The 18,431-nt window shown below is 60.0% G+C and carries 21 protein-coding genes; 16 read left to right on the forward strand and 5 right to left on the reverse strand.

The genetic code is table 11. The features are described 5' to 3' along the window. Window positions 1-34: 34 nt before the first annotated feature. Window positions 35-1,375 (forward strand): hemolysin family protein, encoded by a 1,341-nt coding sequence (locus ACK3R5_RS17145; RefSeq protein WP_411968715.1) that lies wholly within the window; start codon window positions 35-37, stop codon window positions 1,373-1,375. Window positions 1,376-2,046: 671 nt separating this feature from the next. After that, window positions 2,047-3,855, forward strand: a complete 1,809-nt coding sequence (locus ACK3R5_RS17150; protein WP_411968965.1) for an SLC13 family permease — start codon at window positions 2,047-2,049, stop codon at window positions 3,853-3,855. A 59-nt stretch (window positions 3,856-3,914) separates the two neighbouring features. Here the strand turns inward: ACK3R5_RS17150 and ACK3R5_RS17155 are convergent, their stop codons facing one another. Continuing rightward, window positions 3,915-4,097, reverse strand: a complete 183-nt coding sequence (locus ACK3R5_RS17155; protein WP_411966149.1) for a hypothetical protein — start codon at window positions 4,095-4,097, stop codon at window positions 3,915-3,917. Window positions 4,098-4,363: 266 nt separating this feature from the next. On the opposite strand from ACK3R5_RS17155, the gene ACK3R5_RS17160 reads away from it, so the two are divergent. Beyond that, window positions 4,364-4,792 carry a hypothetical protein gene (locus ACK3R5_RS17160; protein ID WP_411968716.1) on the forward strand — a complete coding sequence of 143 codons (429 nt, stop codon included), beginning with the start codon at window positions 4,364-4,366 and terminating at the stop codon, window positions 4,790-4,792. Window positions 4,793-5,110: 318 nt separating this feature from the next. Continuing rightward, complete coding sequence (locus tag ACK3R5_RS17165; protein ID WP_411966147.1) at window positions 5,111-5,503, forward strand: cupin domain-containing protein; 393 nt, start codon at window positions 5,111-5,113, stop codon at window positions 5,501-5,503. A gap of 61 nt (window positions 5,504-5,564) precedes the next feature. On the opposite strand, the gene ACK3R5_RS17170 is transcribed toward ACK3R5_RS17165, so the two are convergent. From ACK3R5_RS17170 to ACK3R5_RS17180, 3 genes are all read right to left on the reverse strand, one after another. Beyond that, on the reverse strand, window positions 5,565-5,936 hold the full coding sequence (locus tag ACK3R5_RS17170) for a hypothetical protein (protein ID WP_411968717.1): 372 nt from the start codon (window positions 5,934-5,936) through the stop codon (window positions 5,565-5,567). 121 nt (window positions 5,937-6,057) lie between these two features. Continuing rightward, window positions 6,058-6,993 carry a formate/nitrite transporter family protein gene (locus ACK3R5_RS17175; protein WP_411966145.1) on the reverse strand — a complete coding sequence of 312 codons (936 nt, stop codon included), beginning with the start codon at window positions 6,991-6,993 and terminating at the stop codon, window positions 6,058-6,060. Further along, on the reverse strand, window positions 6,990-7,409 hold the full coding sequence (locus ACK3R5_RS17180) for a hypothetical protein (RefSeq protein ID WP_411968718.1): 420 nt from the start codon (window positions 7,407-7,409) through the stop codon (window positions 6,990-6,992). Before ACK3R5_RS17180 ends, ACK3R5_RS17175 begins: the two co-directional genes overlap by 4 nt. A 118-nt stretch (window positions 7,410-7,527) precedes the next feature. Between ACK3R5_RS17180 and ACK3R5_RS17185 the strand changes: the two genes are divergently transcribed. From ACK3R5_RS17185 to ACK3R5_RS17240, 12 genes are all read left to right on the forward strand, one after another. Further along, window positions 7,528-8,118 (forward strand): Na+/H+ antiporter subunit E, encoded by a 591-nt coding sequence (locus ACK3R5_RS17185; protein WP_411968719.1) that lies wholly within the window; start codon window positions 7,528-7,530, stop codon window positions 8,116-8,118. Then, a complete protein-coding gene (locus tag ACK3R5_RS17190; RefSeq protein WP_411968720.1) occupies window positions 8,115-8,396 on the forward strand; it encodes a monovalent cation/H+ antiporter complex subunit F in 282 nt (93 codons plus the stop codon). The genes ACK3R5_RS17185 and ACK3R5_RS17190 overlap by 4 nt, the downstream gene beginning before the upstream one ends. After that, window positions 8,393-8,752, forward strand: a complete 360-nt coding sequence (gene mnhG, locus ACK3R5_RS17195) for a monovalent cation/H(+) antiporter subunit G (protein WP_411968721.1) — start codon at window positions 8,393-8,395, stop codon at window positions 8,750-8,752. Before ACK3R5_RS17190 ends, mnhG begins: the two co-directional genes overlap by 4 nt. A gap of 1 nt (window position 8,753) precedes the next feature. Next, on the forward strand, window positions 8,754-9,464 hold the full coding sequence (mbhE, locus tag ACK3R5_RS17200; protein WP_411968722.1) for a hydrogen gas-evolving membrane-bound hydrogenase subunit E: 711 nt from the start codon (window positions 8,754-8,756) through the stop codon (window positions 9,462-9,464). Beyond that, window positions 9,461-9,892, forward strand: a complete 432-nt coding sequence (locus tag ACK3R5_RS17205) for an MnhB domain-containing protein (protein ID WP_411968723.1) — start codon at window positions 9,461-9,463, stop codon at window positions 9,890-9,892. Before mbhE ends, ACK3R5_RS17205 begins: the two co-directional genes overlap by 4 nt. Further along, window positions 9,885-10,247, forward strand: coding sequence for a sodium:proton antiporter (locus ACK3R5_RS17210; RefSeq protein ID WP_411966138.1), 363 nt, complete (start codon window positions 9,885-9,887; stop codon window positions 10,245-10,247). The genes ACK3R5_RS17205 and ACK3R5_RS17210 overlap by 8 nt, the downstream gene beginning before the upstream one ends. Further along, a complete protein-coding gene (locus ACK3R5_RS17215) occupies window positions 10,244-11,746 on the forward strand; it encodes a complex I subunit 5 family protein (RefSeq protein ID WP_411968724.1) in 1,503 nt (500 codons plus the stop codon). Before ACK3R5_RS17210 ends, ACK3R5_RS17215 begins: the two co-directional genes overlap by 4 nt. Then, on the forward strand, window positions 11,737-13,353 hold the full coding sequence (locus ACK3R5_RS17220) for a proton-conducting transporter membrane subunit (RefSeq protein ID WP_411968725.1): 1,617 nt from the start codon (window positions 11,737-11,739) through the stop codon (window positions 13,351-13,353). Before ACK3R5_RS17215 ends, ACK3R5_RS17220 begins: the two co-directional genes overlap by 10 nt. Next, on the forward strand, window positions 13,350-15,032 hold the full coding sequence (locus tag ACK3R5_RS17225) for a proton-conducting transporter membrane subunit (RefSeq protein ID WP_411968726.1): 1,683 nt from the start codon (window positions 13,350-13,352) through the stop codon (window positions 15,030-15,032). The genes ACK3R5_RS17220 and ACK3R5_RS17225 overlap by 4 nt, the downstream gene beginning before the upstream one ends. A gap of 7 nt (window positions 15,033-15,039) precedes the next feature. Then, complete coding sequence (locus ACK3R5_RS17230) at window positions 15,040-15,456, forward strand: hypothetical protein (protein WP_411968727.1); 417 nt, start codon at window positions 15,040-15,042, stop codon at window positions 15,454-15,456. Between the two features lie 106 nt (window positions 15,457-15,562). Beyond that, entirely contained in the window at window positions 15,563-16,036 is a 474-nt protein-coding gene (locus ACK3R5_RS17235; RefSeq protein ID WP_411968728.1) for an Lrp/AsnC family transcriptional regulator, read from the forward strand. 86 nt (window positions 16,037-16,122) lie between these two features. Further along, window positions 16,123-16,347, forward strand: a complete 225-nt coding sequence (locus ACK3R5_RS17240; protein ID WP_411968729.1) for a HalOD1 output domain-containing protein — start codon at window positions 16,123-16,125, stop codon at window positions 16,345-16,347. 401 nt (window positions 16,348-16,748) lie between these two features. Here ACK3R5_RS17240 and ACK3R5_RS17245 read toward each other — a convergent pair whose 3' ends face one another. Then, window positions 16,749-18,377 (reverse strand): transposase, encoded by a 1,629-nt coding sequence (locus ACK3R5_RS17245; protein WP_411968730.1) that lies wholly within the window; start codon window positions 18,375-18,377, stop codon window positions 16,749-16,751. Window positions 18,378-18,431 lie beyond the last annotated feature (54 nt).

The raw sequence follows: 18,431 nt of genomic DNA on the forward strand, positions 1-18,431 counted from the left end.
CCCCCTACAAGTGCCTCCGTGTCCGAAATAGAGTATGGTAGATCTGATTTCTCTCGGCGGACTGCTCCTCGCCTTTTTCCTCGTCATCATGAACGGGGTCTTCGTCGCTGCGGAGTTCGCCTTCGTCAAAGTCCGTCCCACGCAGGTGAACGCACTCGTCGAACAGGGCAAGCCGGGTGCGCCCCTCGTACAGGGCATCATCCAGAATCTGGACGACTATTTGGCCGTCAGTCAACTCGGGATTACGCTCTCGTCACTCGGCCTGGGTTGGATCGGTGAACCCGCTGTAGCAGCGCTCATCGAACCGGTCTTGGGCCAGTTGCTCCCTGAGGGACTCGTTCATCTCGTTGCATTCGTCCTCGGGTTCGGCTTCATCACGTTCCTCCACGTGGTGTTCGGCGAACTCGCCCCGAAGACGTTCGCTATTCAGGAGGCCCCACGTATCGCGTTCCTCGTCGCCCCACTCATGAAGTTCTTCTACTACGTGTTCGTGCCCGGCATCATCGTCTTCAACGGCACGGCCAACTACTTCACCCGCCTCGCTGGTGTCTCCCCAGCGTCCGAGAGCGAGGAAACCCACACCGAAGGGGAGATTCGGATGATTCTCACACGCTCGGAGGAGACGGGACACATCGACCTCGACGAGGTCGAGATGATCGAGAGCGTCTTCGAACTCGGGGACACGGTCGCCCGGGAAATCATGATTCCGCGTCCAGACGTGGAAACCGTGACTGCCTCGATGCCGCTCTCGGAACTCCGGTCGGTCGTCGCAAACGGGACCTACACGCGGTACCTCGTGCTCGACAAGGAGGGGAATCAACCGCTCGGATTCGTCCACGCCAAGGACATCCTGCGAGCGAGCGAAACCGAGACGGAGCAGGACAGCACGGTCACAGCGCGTGAACTCGCACGAGCGGTCCTCACGGTCCCGGAGACGCGTCGAATCGACGCGATTCTCGCCGACTTTCAGACACGTGGGAAAGGCCAGATGGCCGTCGTCGTCGACGAGTGGGGTGTCTTCGAAGGCATCGTGACCATCGAGGATATCCTCGAAGAGATCGTAGGCGATATTCAGGACGAATTCGATACGGGTACTCAGGAGCCATCGATCCAGAAGCGAGACGACGGGTCGTACGTTGTCGACGGAGGCGTCTCCATTCAGGACCTGAACGAGCAACTCGACTCTCGATTCGAGAGCGACGACGTCGAGACCATCGGTGGATTGGTCTTCAGTCGCCTCGGCAGAGTTCCTGAAGTGGGCGATCAGATCGACGAAGACGGGTACGTGCTTCAGGTCGAAGCTGTCGACGATACTCGAATCGAACGACTCGTGATTCGAGAGGCGCAGGAGATTCAGGAATCGGACGACGAGTGAAGTCTGAATACCAGTCCGGAATGGAATCGAAACGCCCCCAGAGCGGGACAAAAAGCGGTTCGTTTACTGATCTCCCAGAACTGACCTAGTCCCGTAGGTCATCTCACAGCGGCGACCGCTAACACGCGTTCGATAGATACAGTCTGTAGTGAGTTGGAGTGTTCGAACGAGGAGGTAATTCTACGACATCGTCTTCATTCGGGCCGACTGGAGCTCTGGGGTTCACTCCTCAGAGTCTATCGAAACGAGGGGCCCCTCCCCACACTCCGGACAGTGTTCGTGCCGGGTATCGAAGCGTGCGTCACACGCTTCACACCGGTAGTTTGACCGCTGCGTAGTGGTTTCGGTAGCCGTCTGCTTGAACTGTTCGACCTGCCGTCCGACGCGTCTGAAAAATCCCATCCCCTAGGATAGAGAGCGACAAGCCGATAAGCGTTCGCAGGCTGGCCGGTATCTGAGCGAACAGCCCGTTTCTACAGACGAACGAGGCGAATAGAACGAGTTGGATGTCTCGAGACGCCGTCCCAAGGGAGTTCACGAAGTGTCGCCCTCCCCAACTCGCTGGTGTACATACCAGTCCTTTTCCCGCGTCAGCGTCTCTATCTGGTGTGGTCTTCTCTATCGTTTCGTTGGCAGTCCAGGGTCTCGGCACCTCCTCTGTAACGGCCGAGATGCTCGTCGTTTTTGCGATTATTCTGCTCGCACTCGTGTTGTTCGCCACCGAGTGGTATCCCATCGACGTCACCGCGATTCTGGTGATGGTGCTTTTGATCGTACTCCAGCCGTGGACGCAGATATCGGCTCGAGAGGGAATCTCGGGGTTTGCGAATCCAGCCACGATAACCGTCCTCGCCATGCTCATCCTGAGTACCGGAATCAACCGAACCGGCATCGTCCAACTGCTCGGTCGGAAGATGGCCGCGTTCGCGGGAGACGACCGACACAAGCAACTCGCGGCGACCATCGGCATCACCGGCCCCATCTCGGGACTCGTCAATAACACGCCGGTCGTCGCTATTCTGGTCCCGGTGATCAACGACCTCGCACACAACGGGAAGACATCACCGTCGAAGTTGCTGATGCCGTTGTCGTTCGCCTCGATGCTCGGGGGCACGTTGACGCTCATCGGGACGTCGACGAACATCCTCGCGAGCGATATCGCTGCCCAACTCGGCGCGGAGTCCCCCGAACTCGGCCTCCAAGCGTTCGGCATGTTCGAGTTCACCAAACTCGGTCTCATCGTGTTCGCGGTTGGGTCACTCTATCTGATGACGATCGGCGTTCGACTGCTACCCGAACGCATCCCCGCCGACGAAGACCTCGTCGAGGAGTACGCTCTCCAGGAATACCTCGCGGACGTCGTCGTGCCGGCGAACTCGTCGTTGGTCGGGCAGACCGTCGAGGAGGCACTGGGAGACGACGAACTCGACATCGACGTATTACAGTTGATCCGATACGGGGAGCGCTTTTCAGAACCGCTCGCTCGCAAGGAAATCCACGAGAGTGACACACTCCGACTCAGGACGAACCGGGAGACACTCGAACGCATCATGGATGCGGAAGGGCTCACATTGTCGGGCGGTCCTCGGACCGAAGATGACCTGAATCCCGACGAGGAAGAACCGGTCCTCGTCGAAGTCGTCATTCCGTCGGGGTCGTTCCTCGTCGGCGAAACCCTGTCGAGTTCGACCTTCCGACAGCGCTACGACGCGAACGTCCTCGCTTTCAGAACCCGCGGTGACGTCGTCCGGGACCGGTTCGAGAACATCCGTATTCGGACCGGTGACACGCTCCTCGTGCAGGCGCCGCCGGACAGTCTCGCCCGCCTCGTCGAGAACGAGGACTTCATCGTCGCCCACGAGTTCGACGAGGTGACCTATCGGAGCGACAAGATTCCCTTCGCGATTGGAATCATCGCTGGCGTCGTCGCACTCCCGGCACTGAACATTCTGCCGATTGTCGTCTCTGCGTTAGCAGGGGTCGTCGCGATGGTCTTCACTGGCGTCCTCAAGCCGACCGAACTCTACTCGTCCGTCGAGTGGAACGTCATCTTCCTGCTCGCTGGCGTCATCCCCCTCGGCATCGCCCTCCAGCAGACAGGTGCGGCGGCACTCCTCGGAAACCTCGTCGCTTCGACAGCGGCGTTCTTGCCAGTAATCGGTGTTCTCTGGGTATTCTACCTCGCAACCGGTCTGCTGACGAGCGTCATCAGCAACAACGCGAGCGTCGTCTTGATGATTCCTGTCGCGGCCAGCGCGGCCCAGTCTATCGGTGCGAACGCGTTCGCGTTCGTTCTCGCCGTAACGTTCGCCGCCTCGACGGCGTTCATGACCCCTGTGGGATACCAGACGAATCTCTTCGTGTACGGGCCCGGCGGGTACAAGTTCTCGGACTTCATCCGGGTCGGAGCGCCGTTGCAGTTGTTGTTGTCAGTGGTCACTGTCCTCGGAATTGCGTTCTTCTGGGGTCTCCGAGCGTGACACGACTGTTCTAACTCGGCTGTGAAAGTAGTCTCCAGAACATTCACTTCACCGTGTGTTTACTGGTCCTTGATGAGGTGCGGGTCGTTCATCTGGACCGAATAGACACGCTCTCTCGGGATGTACGTGTACTCGTCGTCACCGTGATGAATTTGCCAGTGGTCCTCTCGGTAGTTCAGTTGTTCGTCGTCGATATCTTCGGAGACGGTGTCATCCACACCTTGGTAGACAATTGTTGCCATTGCCTAGTGTTGAACGGCCACGTCCATAACGTGGAGGGCAATATTCACAAGAAGAGGGTTGTGAACAGGGCATTCCACACGCCCGCTGAGGAGCCATTTCTCCTGTCATCCCTCTCGAAGACCCGTGTCACGGGTGAATACCACTGGTCGTGCTGGGAGTGACTAAACGGTCGAATCTGTCCCTGTCGTCATATCACCGCCAGCATACCCGTCGGCCTGAGCTACCGCACGAACGTTGATTGGCTTGGCCGTCTTTTGTATAAGCTATGGCAGAGTTCCCAGACGAGCGCCAACTCGTACTACGTGCGCGATCTCAGTTAGACCAATGGACGAGAGATGCCCGGAGAGAGGCATACGCCGAACTATTCGAAGGCGACCAACCAACCATCAGCGAAGCGGAACTCCGTCTGCTCGACGCGCTCGACTCCGAGTTGGAGCGAGCGGGCGGCGATGGTGTCTGGGGAACTGACCAATACGGAATCCATACGGCTGGAACATCGAGTTCGGACATCTCCCTCGGTGTCGTCTGTGTCTATCACCCACAGATAACCAAGGACTCTGTCCTTCGCGGGTGGGACGAACTCGACGACGAGACTGAAGAGCGACTCAATGCGGCGCTCTGGCGATACAGCGAACGGGTTGCAACCCTCATCGAAGCAAAGCTCGGCGAGTTCATTCGCCAAACACAACGCTAATCCGGAATCTCGGTTCTGTTGGAACACTCTGTTTTTGACCGTTCGTTGAGGCCGTGTTGAACACAGGGCGCGAGTCGGCCACAGGAATTGGTCGACGAATCGGCTTTTCGTATGGATAGGAGTAACCAGAACCTCACAGCATGGAGTTTAGAAGCTAAAAACAACGATATTAATACAAGATATAATATATAATAAATAATACATATACTTAACCCCTGTCCCAGCGTCTGTACTGTTAAGTCTCCGAGGAGACGTCCACCTTGGTACCGTTCTGAGCGACCCAATACGCCGTTCTCGAGGATTCTTCGAATAAACACCATGAAAGTCGCAAAAGACGCCGTTCCAACCAGAATCGATAGCCCAGTCGCCGTCGCCCGCCAACAACCGGATTTCGGGGACACGACTGGCTACGGGACACTCGGAGCAGAGTACTTCACGCTCGCACAGGGAACCGACATCACACCACTTCTCGAGGGGTTGAAAGATGACCTCTGTCAGGCTCCCCACTGGGGATACGTGGTGAGCGGGGCGCTGACCGTCACATACACCGATGGAAGCAACGAAGCCGACGAAACCGGAGACCTGTTCTACTGGCCACCGGGCCATACTGTCCGGGCCGACGAAGACACGAACTTCGTTCTGTTCAGCCCGCAACACGAACACGGTGAGGTGATGGACCAAATCCAGCGCAACATGGAACAGAGTTCGTAATCGCTGGGGTCGTCCCCCAACGAGTTCTCTTCCCGGATGATACGTGACGGCTCGACGTCGGTTAGTAGCCCGCTTCGGTCGGGCTAAAATCGAGAAGGGTCACCTCACCGAGCGTCAGCGCGTCCGGTTGGAAGTCACCGCGTGGTGGGTAGTACCCCGACGCTTCCAACACCGCGCTGACGACAGCTTGCCGTTCGGCACGAACGTCCATCACCGCCTCGACAGAGTCGATTCCGTGCGGTTCGCAGTAGACGCCCTCTATCTCCCAACTGAAATCCTCGTAACACGACAGTGCGACAGTCACACGGTCACCCGACACGAGCGTGGTATCGGCACAGTGGCGACACGCGACAGTCGCCGTCCCGAAATCCTGCGTGACGTAGAGACTCTCGACGACGAGTCCCGTAAACTCCCGAATCAGGTCCGCTTCCATCTCCTGTCTCCTCGCTTGTCGGTACAGTAGGCCTGTGAGCAAATATACGGTGTCCTCGGATGGAGGATGTTCAGTCACGAAGAGCGCGCGGTGAACAGCACCGTCACCGTCGGCACTCTCGTCACTCTGTCTTTGGCTTGCTCACGCGCTGCTTGAACAACCAGTCTGACAAGGAGAGTCGCTCTCGTGGGCCTTCGCCCTCCGGGAATCGGTTCTCCGTCTGTCCGTAGTTGAGGAGTGTGACGAGGAAGACACCACCAATCGTATTCCCGAGCAACACCGGAATGACGAACTCCCACAGTCCCGTCGCCAGCGCGACGTTCCCCGTGAACACGAGGTAGAACACGTCTGCGGAACTCACGACGATGTGGTAGAGCCCGGTTGCGGGAATCGAGTAGATGACCAGGAACACGAGGACCACGCGCGAGATGGAGTCTCGGACTGCGTGTTCGAGCCAGACGAGGGAAGCGACCAGCCACCCGGCGAACATCGCTTTGAACACGAGGTCCCACCACGGCGTCTCGATGCCCTGGATACCGATTCCGACCGCTGCGTCGGCAGCGGCGGGTGAGAACACGCCAGTCGAAGCGAGGACGAACGTCCCGACGAGGGCACCCGTGAGGTTTCCGGCGAGCACGCTCGCCCAGACGCGGAGCAACGACGGAATGCTCGCCACGCGAGTGAGTACGAGCGTCACCGGTGTCAGCGTGTTCTCGGTGTACAGTTGGTATCGTCCCATGATGATGTAGACGAATCCGAGCGGGTAGAGGAGGGGTGCGAGGAGTCCAGTCGCGTCGTTCGGGAACGCCGCTCTCCCCGTCGCGTATAGGAAGAAGGTGAGCGTAATCGCGAACCCGGCAGCGAGGCCGCTCAGGTAGAGTTTCAGCGACTCCGAATCCACTTCTTCGTCCGCCGTCGCGACGACGCGCTGGAAGATTTCGTCCGTCGAGAAGCGGTCACCGACTGCTTCGCCCGCGGCGGGCGCACCACTCCGTGCGCGGTCAGAGCGAGAACTGACGTCGGCGCCATTCAACGACTGTGACTGTGGAGCGCTCATCCACTCCCCTCCCGGGTTGGCGTTTCGACGTTCGTGGACGTCTCCGACTCGGCAGGAACCTCGTCCGCCTCTATCGAGTCTTGTCTGGCCCACGCGTACTGCGCGATCCGGTACAGAATGTAACCGAACAGTGCGAACGCCACGAGTTCGACGACGTACAACTCCACCAGTTCGACCGGCGTGAGTTGGTCGACGATGGCACTCTGTGTCGCACTCAAGACTGCGAACGCGAGTACGAGGGTCACCGCGGGCATCATCACGAGGGTGAGCCCAAACGCGAGTATCCACAGGCGCTCGTCTTTGGGTTGGGTGCGCTCCATGAGGTCACTCCCTCGGACCGGGCAGATTGCTTCTTGTGACACCGAGTAGCCGAACGGTTTCCGTTTCCATACACCACCCTGTTCCCGGAAGAGCATAAACTAGTGCTATTTTTTACCGATATGGTAATATACTGTTGGGAATGTACCATAGTGTGATTAAAATGAGTGTGTTCGTCCGGAGTCCGGTCGAAGGTTGCAGAGGTGTGAACAGACCGTGACCTCACTCTTCGAGCCCAAGACGGCCAGTGAGTTGGGGTCCGTAGCCCTCGGTTCGCGAATAGCGACTGCACTCGTCGCATTCGCTTTTTACGTCTTCCTCGGCGACCCAACCGACTGGTTCGACGTCGTGACCGGTGCCGTCAGTGCCGTCGTCGTCGCCATCGTTCTGGGGCGCGTCGTCTTCGAACACACGCCGACACTGAGAACGCTCGGAATCCTCGTCCGCGCACTCGTGTTCCTCCCGTACTTGCTGTTCGCCGTCGTGCGCGCGAACCTCTCACTCGCAGCAGTCCTCCTCGACCCTCGCCTCCCAATCGACCCTGCTGTCGTCAGGATTCCTGCCCCACGAGGCCAACTCGCGACGGCCCTCCTCGCGAACAGTATCACCCTGACGCCGGGGACCCTCACACTCGACGTCGACGGTGACGAACTCGTCGTCCACACGCTCACTCCCGCGACTCGCGACGAACTCCTCGCTGGCGAACTCGCACGCGCTGTCGAATTCGTCGTCGGCCACAGCAGTGTCGAGTCGGAACAGGCCGCCTTCGACGCATCTACTCACGGAGGAGAGGAGCGACTCCGATGACCTCACCACTCCTCGCGAACGGGTTGCTCGTCGGCGCAGCAGCCCTCGGACTGGTCGTCATCGCCCTCCTCTGGCGTGTCGTCCTCGGCCCGACGACTGCTGACCGCGTCGTCGCCGTGAACGTCATCGGGACGAGTGTCGTCGTCATCATCGCACTCCTCGGTGTCGCCCTCGGAGAAGTCGGCTTCCTCGACGTCGCACTCGTTTACGGCCTGCTGAACTTCCTCCTCTCGCTGGGCCTCGCACGACTCTCCCTCGACGGCGGTGAGGTGCGATGACGCCCTTCGAGATGTTCATCCTCGCATTCGTCGCAGGGAGCATCACGTTCTCTCTCGTCACACTCGTCGGGTTCGTCCGACTCCCCGACGTGTTCGCCCGAGCACACGCCGCATCGAAGGCCGAGACACTGGGTGCGCTCCTTGGACTCGCCGCTGCAGCACTCGCCCTCGACGATGGACAGGCGGCCCTCAAAGTGGGTGTTCTCGCGTTGTTCGTCCTCGTGACTGGCCCGACTGCCGCTCACGCAATCGTTCGCGCCGCGATGCTCTCTGGCGAGGAACCGTGGACTCGAACCGGTTCGTCGGGCGAACAATCGACTCGGACTACCCACTCGCCTCCGGGAGGTGAGAAGTGAGATGACCACCGAGTTGATAGCCACAGTCCTCCTCACGCTCGTCGTCGTCGCCGCAATCGTCACTGCGCTCGCACGTGGCATCCTGACGACGATGGCGGCGTTCGGAGCCTACAGCCTCGGCCTCTCAGTTGTGTGGCTCGTCTTTCGTGCTCCCGACGTCGCACTCACCGAAGCGGCCGTCGGCGCCGGCGTGACGACTGCCCTGTTCCTCGTCGTCGTCGCTCGAACCGTCGGGTTCGGTGGCGAGCACGACGCTTCACAGGACTCAGACTCCGCAGACGATGTAAATAATCTGAATTATTTGGATGATTCAGATGATGTGAGTGGTGGAGATTCCGTCACTTCCGTCGATACTCCAGAGACTGCAGATGACGCTCGTGGTTCGAGTCACCCGCGAAACCAGACCGGTTGGACTGTCGTGATAGACTGGGTGAGGAACGTCCGCGGTACATCCATCGCCGTCGCAACTCTCGTCGCCGGAGGATTACTCCTCACACTCCCTGCGCTCCCCGTCGTCGGGGCGGCGAACACGCCCGGGTTCGGCCCAGTGACCGAGTACTACGTCGCCGACTCGGCCGCACGCGGCATCGACAACGTCGTCACTGCAATCCTCGTCGTCTACCGCGGATTCGACACGTTCGGTGAAATCGCAGTCGTGTTCACTGCAGTCGTCGCCGCAGTCGCGGTTCTGGGACAGGGAGGGGAGAGATGACGACGCGAACGACGGCAGACAGCCCAGTCGTGACGGTTACCGTCCGTCTCGTCGCGATGTTCGTCCTCACGTTCGCCCTCTTTACCCTGTTCCACGGGACGTCGTCGGTCGGTGGTGGATTCCAGGGTGGCGTCATCGCTGCGGCCGCCGTCATCATCCTCGCCTTCGGGTTCGGCGTCGAGAAGACCACCGCGTGGCTCTCACCGCGATGGCTTCTCGCGCTCGTCGCCGCGGGCCCACTCGCCTTCGGCGTGGTCGCTGTCAGTGGCATCCTCGCCGGCGGGTCGTTCCTCCAGTTCGACGTGCTTCCCATCCCGAAGCCATCTGTCTACGCGACGGAGTTCGTCGAACTCGGTATCGGAGCGACTGTCGCCGGTGTCGTCATCAGCCTGTTCGTCCGCCTGACCGGAGGTGTCGAGAGTGACTGACCTCCTCCTGGTATTTAGCTCTCGGGTCGCCTACGTCGCGTACGTCCTCCTGGTCGGTGTCGGCGTGTTCGTCCTCGTCGACGCCGATAGCCTCCTGAAGAAAGTCGTCGGGTTGAACCTCTTTCAGACGGGCGTGTTCCTGTTCTTCATCACGAGTGCGTACCGCAGTGACGGGAGTGCGCCACTCCTCTCGGGAGCGGGGCCCGTCGTCAACCCCCTGCCGCACGTCCTCATCCTGACGGCCATCGTCGTCGGCGTGAGTGTCACGGCAGTCGCATTGGCGCTCCTCGTCCGCGTGTACAACGAATACGGCACCCTCGACGAGAGCGTCATCGAGGAGGTGCAGCAGTCGTGAGTGTGTTGCTCGCGCTCGTCGTCGCGGTTCCACTCCTCGGTGCTGTCCTCCCGTTACTCGTCGGGCGGCGTTCGCAGGCGTCACGCCTCCTGACCGGTGGCGTCCTCTTCGTCCAGTTCGGTCTGGCCGTCGCGGTGACTGCGGCCGTTTCCCGACAGGGGCGACTCACCTACGTCGTCGGCGCACTCCCAAGTGAGGTCGGTATCGGCCTCGCTGCCGACGCCGTGACCAGTGTGTTCTTGCTCCTCGTCGCTGGCAGTGCAGTCGCGTTCTTCGTAGCGGTTCGGACAGAGCACACTGCGTACGGTGACAGTCTGTGGCTCCTCCTCGTCGCAGGACTCTCCGGTGTGACCGTCACCGCCGACGTGTTCAACCTCTACGTCTTCCTCGAAATTTCGGGACTCGCAGCGTACGCACTCGTCGCGACTGGCCGTGGTGCCTCAGCCGCACTGGCCGCGTTCCGGTACTTACTCGTCGGAACCGTGGGTGCGACGCTCTACCTGCTCGGCGTCGGTTACCTCTACGTCGCGACCGGAACGCTCTCGATGGCCGGTCTCAGCACGGCACTCCCAGCTATCGGCTACGACTCGACACTGGTCGTCGCGTCGTTCGCCCTCGTCACAGTGGGACTCGGTGTGAAAATCGCGTTGTTCCCGCTTCACACGTGGAAGCCTGCCGCGTACGCAACCTCTCCGGCCGACGTAAGTGCGCTTCTCGCCACCCTCGTCTCGACTATCGCGGGATACGGTCTCGTGCGGTTGGCGTTCGAGGTGTACACACTCGGGTTCCTGACCGAAGTCCCCGCGGCCCGTGTCGCGCTCCTCGTCGCAGGCGCAGTGAGCGTCGTCGCGGGAGGGATTCTGACGCTCCGCCAGACCGACGTCCGCCGGTTACTCGCCTACTCGTCTGTCCTGCAGTTCGGCCTCGTCGTCGTCGCCATCGGTCTCGCGACGCCCGCGGCGGTGACCGGTGCGCTCGTCTTGCTCGTCAGCCACGCCGTCTCCAAAGGCGGCCTGTTCGCTGCGTTCGGACTGCTCGCGAGTGATTTCGACCTGAAGACAGTCGCTGACTACGCAGGCTTCGTCCGCGACGCACCCCTATTCACGGTCGCTGCCAGCGTCGTGTTCGCCTCGCTCGTCGGCCTGCCGCCGACCGCTGGATTCGCCGGAAAGTGGTACGTCGCGCTCGGAGCAGTCGCGGCCGAATCGTGGACCATCGCCGCTCTCGTCGTCGGGAGCACCCTGCTGTCGATTCTCTACGTCGGCCGCGTCGTCGAGACGATGGTCTTCGATTCGTCGAAGACGGACGCATCCGACCGAGTCGGCGGCGAGTCGACAGTCCAGTCGCACGTGCGTGCTGACGGTGGGCGACTGCACTCTGGGAGCCTGACTCGCGCCTCGTTCGTCCTCGCCGTCGCCGGCGTCGTCGTCGTCGCACTCGGCCTCTGGTCGTCCGACCTCGCAGCGTGGTTCCACCCCGTCGTGGAGGGATGGCTGTGACCGACGTCGCGTCCCTCCTGCCGCTCGCTGCAGTCGCCATCCCCGCAGTCGCGATTCCCCTCATCTACGCGTCGCGCTCGAACCCGACGCTTCGTGAGGCGTGGACATTCCTCGCCGCGCTCGGGTCGCTCGCTGTCGTCGTCGTGATGGTCAGGTCCCCGGTCACCTACGTCTCCTCACTGGGGTCTCTCGCGGGCGTCGAACTCGCGCTCAGGGGCGATGCCGCGGGCCTTCTGTTCGCACTCCTCGCGTCGACGCTGTGGGTCGTGACGAGCGTCTACAGCGTCGGCTACGTCCGGAGCCTCGACGAACACGACCAGACGCGATACTTCGCGGCCTTCGCCGGAAGCATCGCGGCGACGATGGGCGTCGCACTCGCTTCGAACTTGCTGACGCTGTTCGTCTTCTACGAACTGCTGACGCTGGCGACGTACCCACTCGTCGTCCACGCCGGGACGAAGGCAGCACGCGCGGCAGGGCGCACGTACGTCGTCTACACACTCGGTGGTGGCGTCCTCGCGTTCGCAGGAATCCTCCTCGTCGCGGTTCTCGCCGGGACAGTCGCGTTCGTCCCGGGCGGAATCGTCGAACTCGCCGCGAGTAACTCGACGCTCGCACAGGTGGCGTTCGTCTTCCTCGCCGTCGGGTTCGGGGTCAAAGCGGCCCTCATCCCGCTCTACAAGTGGCTCCCGACGGCGATGGTCGCACCGACTCCTGTCTCGGGGCTCCTCCACGCAGTGGCAGTCGTCAAGAGTGGCGTGTTCGCGCTCTCTCGGACCGTCCTCTACGTCTTCGGGCCGGAGACGATGTGGGACCTCGGTGTCGGCCTCCCACTGGCTATCGCTGCGGCAGTCACCATGGTCGTCGCGGGACTCGTCGGCATCCGTCAGGACAATCTCAAGCGCGGCCTCGCGTACTCGACCATCTCGCAACTCTCGTACATCGTGTTAGGGCTCGCTATCGCAACACCGCTCGCGGTGTTTGGTGCGCTCCTCCACGTCGTCGCGCACGCGTTCATGAAGATAACTCTCTTCTTCGTCGCGGGCATCGTCGCCGTCGAGACGGGCGAGAAGTACGTCTCGGACCTCGCAGGCGTCGGTCGTCGGCTTCCAGTCACGATGACGGTGTTCGCCATCGCCTCCGCAGGACTCGTCGGGTTCCCACTCGTCGCAGGGTTCGTCAGCAAGTTTACCCTCGTCGTCGGCGTCGCAGAAGGGCCTGCTCCGGTGCTCGTCGCGGCCTACCTCGTCGCCGGGTTGCTGAAACTCCTGTACTTCTGGCCCATCGTCTACGCGGCGTTCTTCGGCCAGCGTGACGGGTCGACGCCTGCGAGCAAGCACGCGTTCGCGCCAGCACACGCCCCACAGGGGTCATACTCGAGTGTGAGTATAGCGAAATCGGGTTCACACGCAACCGATGGCGGTGAGGTGGCCACCCGATTCGAACGGGTCGGGTGGGAACGCCGGACGATGGCCACCGAGACGACGTCGCTCATGCTCGTCCCGATTCTCGTCACCGTCGGTTTCGCCGTCCTCCTCGGTGTAATTCCGGGTTCCCTCCCGTTCTGGGACCTCGCGGAAACCGTCGTCGCGGAGGTGTTCGGATGACCGAGTTCGTGACGCTCGCCCCACCGTGGGTTGCGTTCGTCCTCGCAATACTCGTCGTTGCCGTCACGACCCGAGCGGTTGGCACGGCCGTCGGCGTCCTCCTCGTCGGACTCACCATCCCGTGGATATGGGCCCTCGACGCCGGGTCGTACTTCCTGGTCTCGCCGTTCGGTTTCGAACAGGTACTCCTCACCGTCGACGGGTTCTCCCGCCCGGTTGCGATGCTCTTTGGCTTCGTCGCCGTCGTCAACCTCGTCTATGGCTACGCCACCGACGCCGATTCGCGACAGCAACTCTACTCGCTCGCGTACATGGGTTCGGGCGTCGCCGCCGTACTCGCAGGAGACTGGCTGACCCTCCTCGTCGCGTGGGAACTCCTCGCCGTCACCGCGACGGTGCTCGTCTGGCACCACGGCGGTGATGCCGTCCGACCCGCGTTCAGATACGCGATATACCACCTCGTCGGCGGCGTGTTCCTCGTCGCCGGTATCGCGTTCCACTTCGCGGCGACTGGGTCGTTCGTCTATGACGGTGGCCTCGCGGGAGGACTGCCGAGGACGCTGGCACTCGTCGGTGTCGGCGTCAACCTCGGCTTCATCGGCCTCCACTTCTGGCTACCCGAGACGTACCCCCGGCCGCACGTCGCATCGAGCGTCGTCCTCGCGGCCTTCACGACGAAAGTCGCCGTCGTGATACTCGCCCGTGTCGCGCCCGACGGAGCACTACTCGTCGCGTGGATGGGTGGCGTGATGATCGTCTACGGAGTCGTTCAGGCCATCTTCCAGACCGACGTACGACGCCTCCTGTCGTACCACATCATCTCGCAGGTGGGGTACATGGTCGTCGCACTCGGAATCGGCACCGCTGCCGGTCTGTCCGGGGCGTTCGCACACCTGACGGCACACGTCCTCTACAAGGGCTTGCTGTTCATGGTCGCCGGCGTAATCATCTACCGAACTGGAACGCACTCACTCAAACACCTCGGTGGACTCGCCCGCGTGATGCCCGTGACGTTCGTGACGTTCCTCGTCGCCGCGTTCGCCATCACTGGTGCCCCCGGTTTCTCCGGGTTCGTCAGCAAGGGCCTCATCACGAAAGCCGTCGAGAGCACCGGTGAGACGGTACTGTGGTGGATGCTGGTCTTCGGCAGTGTCGGTACCGTGCTGTCGTTCGCCAAGTTCGGCTACTACGCCTTCGTCCGTGCTGCGCCGGGTGAACTCGACGTGCGGCCAACCCGTGTCAGCCTCCGGGTGGGGTTGGTCGTCATCGCCATCCCGTCAGTGGTGTTCGGCATCTTCCCAGAGGCACTCCTCGGTCCGATGCCCGGCGATGCCGGTGGGTTCGACGCGTACGCGACGAGTGAACTCGTCAAAGCCGGCACCGTCCTCGCCATCGGCGTCCTCGCGTTCGTCGTGTTCAGAACGCAACTCGCTCGGATACACCTCGGCGACGTGGACCGAGTCATCTACCCACTCGCTGTCCGCGGGACGACAGCGCTCTCTGCCGGTGCGATTGCCACCGGTAACGCAGCGAATCGCGCTACTGCATCGCTCATCGACCGTTTCGCCTCGCTCGTCAGAGGCGACTCACGACTGAACGACACCATCCAGACGGCACTCGTCTTCCTGTTCGCAACAGTCGGGTTCGCACTGGGTGTCGTTCTCCTCGCACCAACCTAGTACAATCATGTCAACCAATATCGACACGAAAACCGCACCGAACTACGAGAACCTCATCGAGATGCTTCGAGACCGGTTCGACCAGGACCTCCGCTGGGTCGCGTCGTTCGACTCGAAGACCTACAACTACAGCGTCCACTACATCCGCCCAGACCTGAAGACTGAACTGTCGAACCACCAGTTCGACGTCGTCGTCCACCGGTCTATCGCACTCTTTCGACGCCCCTACGTCGAGGAAGTCTACACGCACCTCGGGAGCGTGAACTCGCTCGTCCTCCAGCACGAACGGGCGACTGCGGTCCACCTGTACCTCTCGGATACGAGTGGCGTCATCATCAAAATCAAAGCCGGAAACAGCATCTCGATTCCCGAGTTCACGAACGACTGTCTCGCGGCGTTGTTCGCAGAGGAGAACATCTGGTGAACAGGCGCTGGACAGAAGACACAGCTCTCGGCGCGTCTCCCTACTGTGGGGCCGTCTTCCGCTTCGGGACCACAACTAATTCACGACCACACCGTGAGGAAGCTGTATGACACTCAAAGGACTCGACGAACTGGACCGGCGAATCCTCCACGAACTCCAGCGGGACGCGAGACACGTCTCGTCGCGGGACATCGCCGAATTCGTCGACGCCTCGCCGAGCACCGTCCGCAAACGCATCCAGCGATTAGAGTCTGAAGGGATTATCACGGGATATCACGCCACCGTCGACTACAAGAAGGCTGGCTACCAGCTCGTCATGCAGATGGAGTGTACTGCCGAGATTCCCGTTCGGAGGGACCTCAGTGAGACGGCACTCGACGTCGACGGTGTCGTCGCCGTCCGGGAACTCGCCACTGGGGAGAACAACGTTCTCGTGAGTGCAGTCGGGACTGATTCGGACGATTTGGCCCGTATCGCACGGGAACTAAGCGACATCGGCCTCCGTGTCTCCGACGAATATCTCGTTCAGCGAGACGCACACCGACCATTCTCCGAGTTCGAACCGGAAGGACGTGAGTAGCCGCCCCGCGAATATATCAACTGGACATCAAACGAGCGGTCGAAGTCTTGATACTGTAGTCTTTCGATGAGTGGGAATAGAAGCTGATGTCTACCGATTCTGTAACTGAAGCAGTGCTCGCTGCCGTCGCCGAGGCAGAAGGCGTTCCCGTCGAGTCACTCCGGGAGTCACTCTACGAGGCAATCGATCCCGAATCCCTCGACAAACTGTTTCGCAGTGGACACGCAGAGGTGTCGTTCGACTACATGGGCTACATCGTCACCGTGAATTCCGAGTTGGGGGTCGAGTTAGTCTCAATAGACGACCGTTGAGGTTCGGAACTGGTTTTTGAAGCAGTCTGACTGCCTTCTAGGTTCTCCTGAGAGTGTCGAATTCGCTGTTGCTGCGATTCTTGTTTGTTATCTGACTTAATTGCATACGTCGTTGTCGCATGGAGACAACGAGGTTTAGTAAAATGTGACCAAAGAGGTGGTATTTCGCGATAAACTATATTTCGCTATATCAAATATGTTGAGTCGAGTCGTCCACAGTTTCGGAGGATGGGAATTTTTGCGCGGGTTTGTCGAGGAATTCGACCATATTACGAGATAAATCGACTCAAAAACTCGGGCACAGGGGGTAGTTCTCTTTGATTGTCAGAGATTAGTCGAACTATTTCACCAATAGATAGCGTCACCACTCACAAAAGGCGAACCGGATGGTGTCCACCCAACTAGTCAGGTGGAAGCAGCGCCGAAGAGACCAACTCGACGCACTCTCCAGCAGTAATGACTGGTGCGTAGTCCATCTCACCATCAGCACTAGCCTTTAGCAGGAAATCAGTGAGCCGCCAGATATTGTACAAGAGAACTGCGAACACGAAGTAGAACAGCCGAATGCGGTAATCCTTCGAGGAAGTCTTCGCTAAGAAATCATGCTTGATGCTCTTGTACTCGTTTTCAATCTGCCAGCGACTACTGTAACGCCGACAGAACACTTCTGCCTCTTTTGGTGTAACACGAGCATTCGTTGCGAAGACAGTTGTTCCATCAGTCTTCGTCGAGGGAACGTACAAGAACTCCATCGCGTGCGAACCCTGTTCAACATGAACTGACGCTGATTCAACGGCGACCTCCCGACCGTCCTGCTCCATCTGCTCAATCGCCTCCCGCTCTGAGCTGGAGATCCGCTTGGGAATCAGGTAGCCCACGTTAAGATTCGAGAGCGTCTGAAACACTCTCATCGAGTCGAATTCGCGGTCGCACAGCACCATCTCGATAGGAACGTGTTCCTTTGCTTGACGAACTAATCGCCGGACCACACGATGAATTCGATTCGGCGGGTTATCGTCCCACGCTGAACTCTCTCGAACCGGTTCGACAGCTAAGACGAGTGGGACGTTCTGCCCAACAATCGAGAGGGTAGCAAACTTGAACGCTCTCCCCTCACCGTCTTTCGTCCCGCTGACCATTGACATTCCTTCCACATCACCGAAGTAGGGTACTGTGGTAATGTCGAGCGCCACGGTCACTGGCCGCCGAAACGAGACTTCAGATTCGATTACTGAGAGGAGACGGTCAGTAGCGATATTGAACCCATTGAGGAGTGGTTCACCATCGAATTGTTTGACCGCTCGAAGGTGCGTATCACCGTGCGGCCCGTATTCTTTCCCACGTCGGTACTGAAAGCGTGCTGCGCCTTGGGCAGTTCCGCAGCCAACCATGCCCATGAACGTCTGTAACTCGAAGAATCGAGAATCGTCATAGGACGAGTTCTCTGCCCGACCAGAGTCGAACGGATTGAAGCAATGCTCACGAGCAAGGCGAGTCGTACGGAAGATCTCTTTATCATCGAACGTGACTCTCTGTTCTTCTCCATTACCAGACTCCCCTGAGCCACGTTCTTCGAAATCGAGGACTTCGTGCTTAGGACGTACTTCAGCAACAGATGGACCGAAATCGTGGATATTTTTGACGAGTAGATGTGCGCCTCGTTCGACAAACTCACGAGTGGCTGTGTCGAAGCGATTACGCCACGTTCTCGACAAGACCGACACATCAGGAATACGGTCGAGACCACACGCTGAGGCGAGTTCATGGTAGCCGGAGAGTTTCCGATAGCTGTTTCCAGTGATTTCGCGGTAGAAGAAGAGCTTGAGTATTCCCTGAAATGGGTACGATGCCGGATGCCACTCAGGATAGCCGTCTTCAAGCGTCTCAAGCCGAATTTCAAGTTCTTCGAACGCTTCAAGTAGTGACTTGCCGAGCCGGAGATGTTCCCGAAGGTCGAGGCCAACAAGAAAAGCATCGGTCATTCGAGCAGCACGGGTTTCCATACGACCGATATTTTCAACACTCCTCATCAATACCTCGACAAGCGATAGTTCAAGCAGTTATCTAGACAGTGCCACACATCT

The organism is Haloferax sp. YSSS75 (assembly GCF_046764215.1).
Classification (GTDB): Archaea; Halobacteriota; Halobacteria; order Halobacteriales; family Haloferacaceae; genus Haloferax.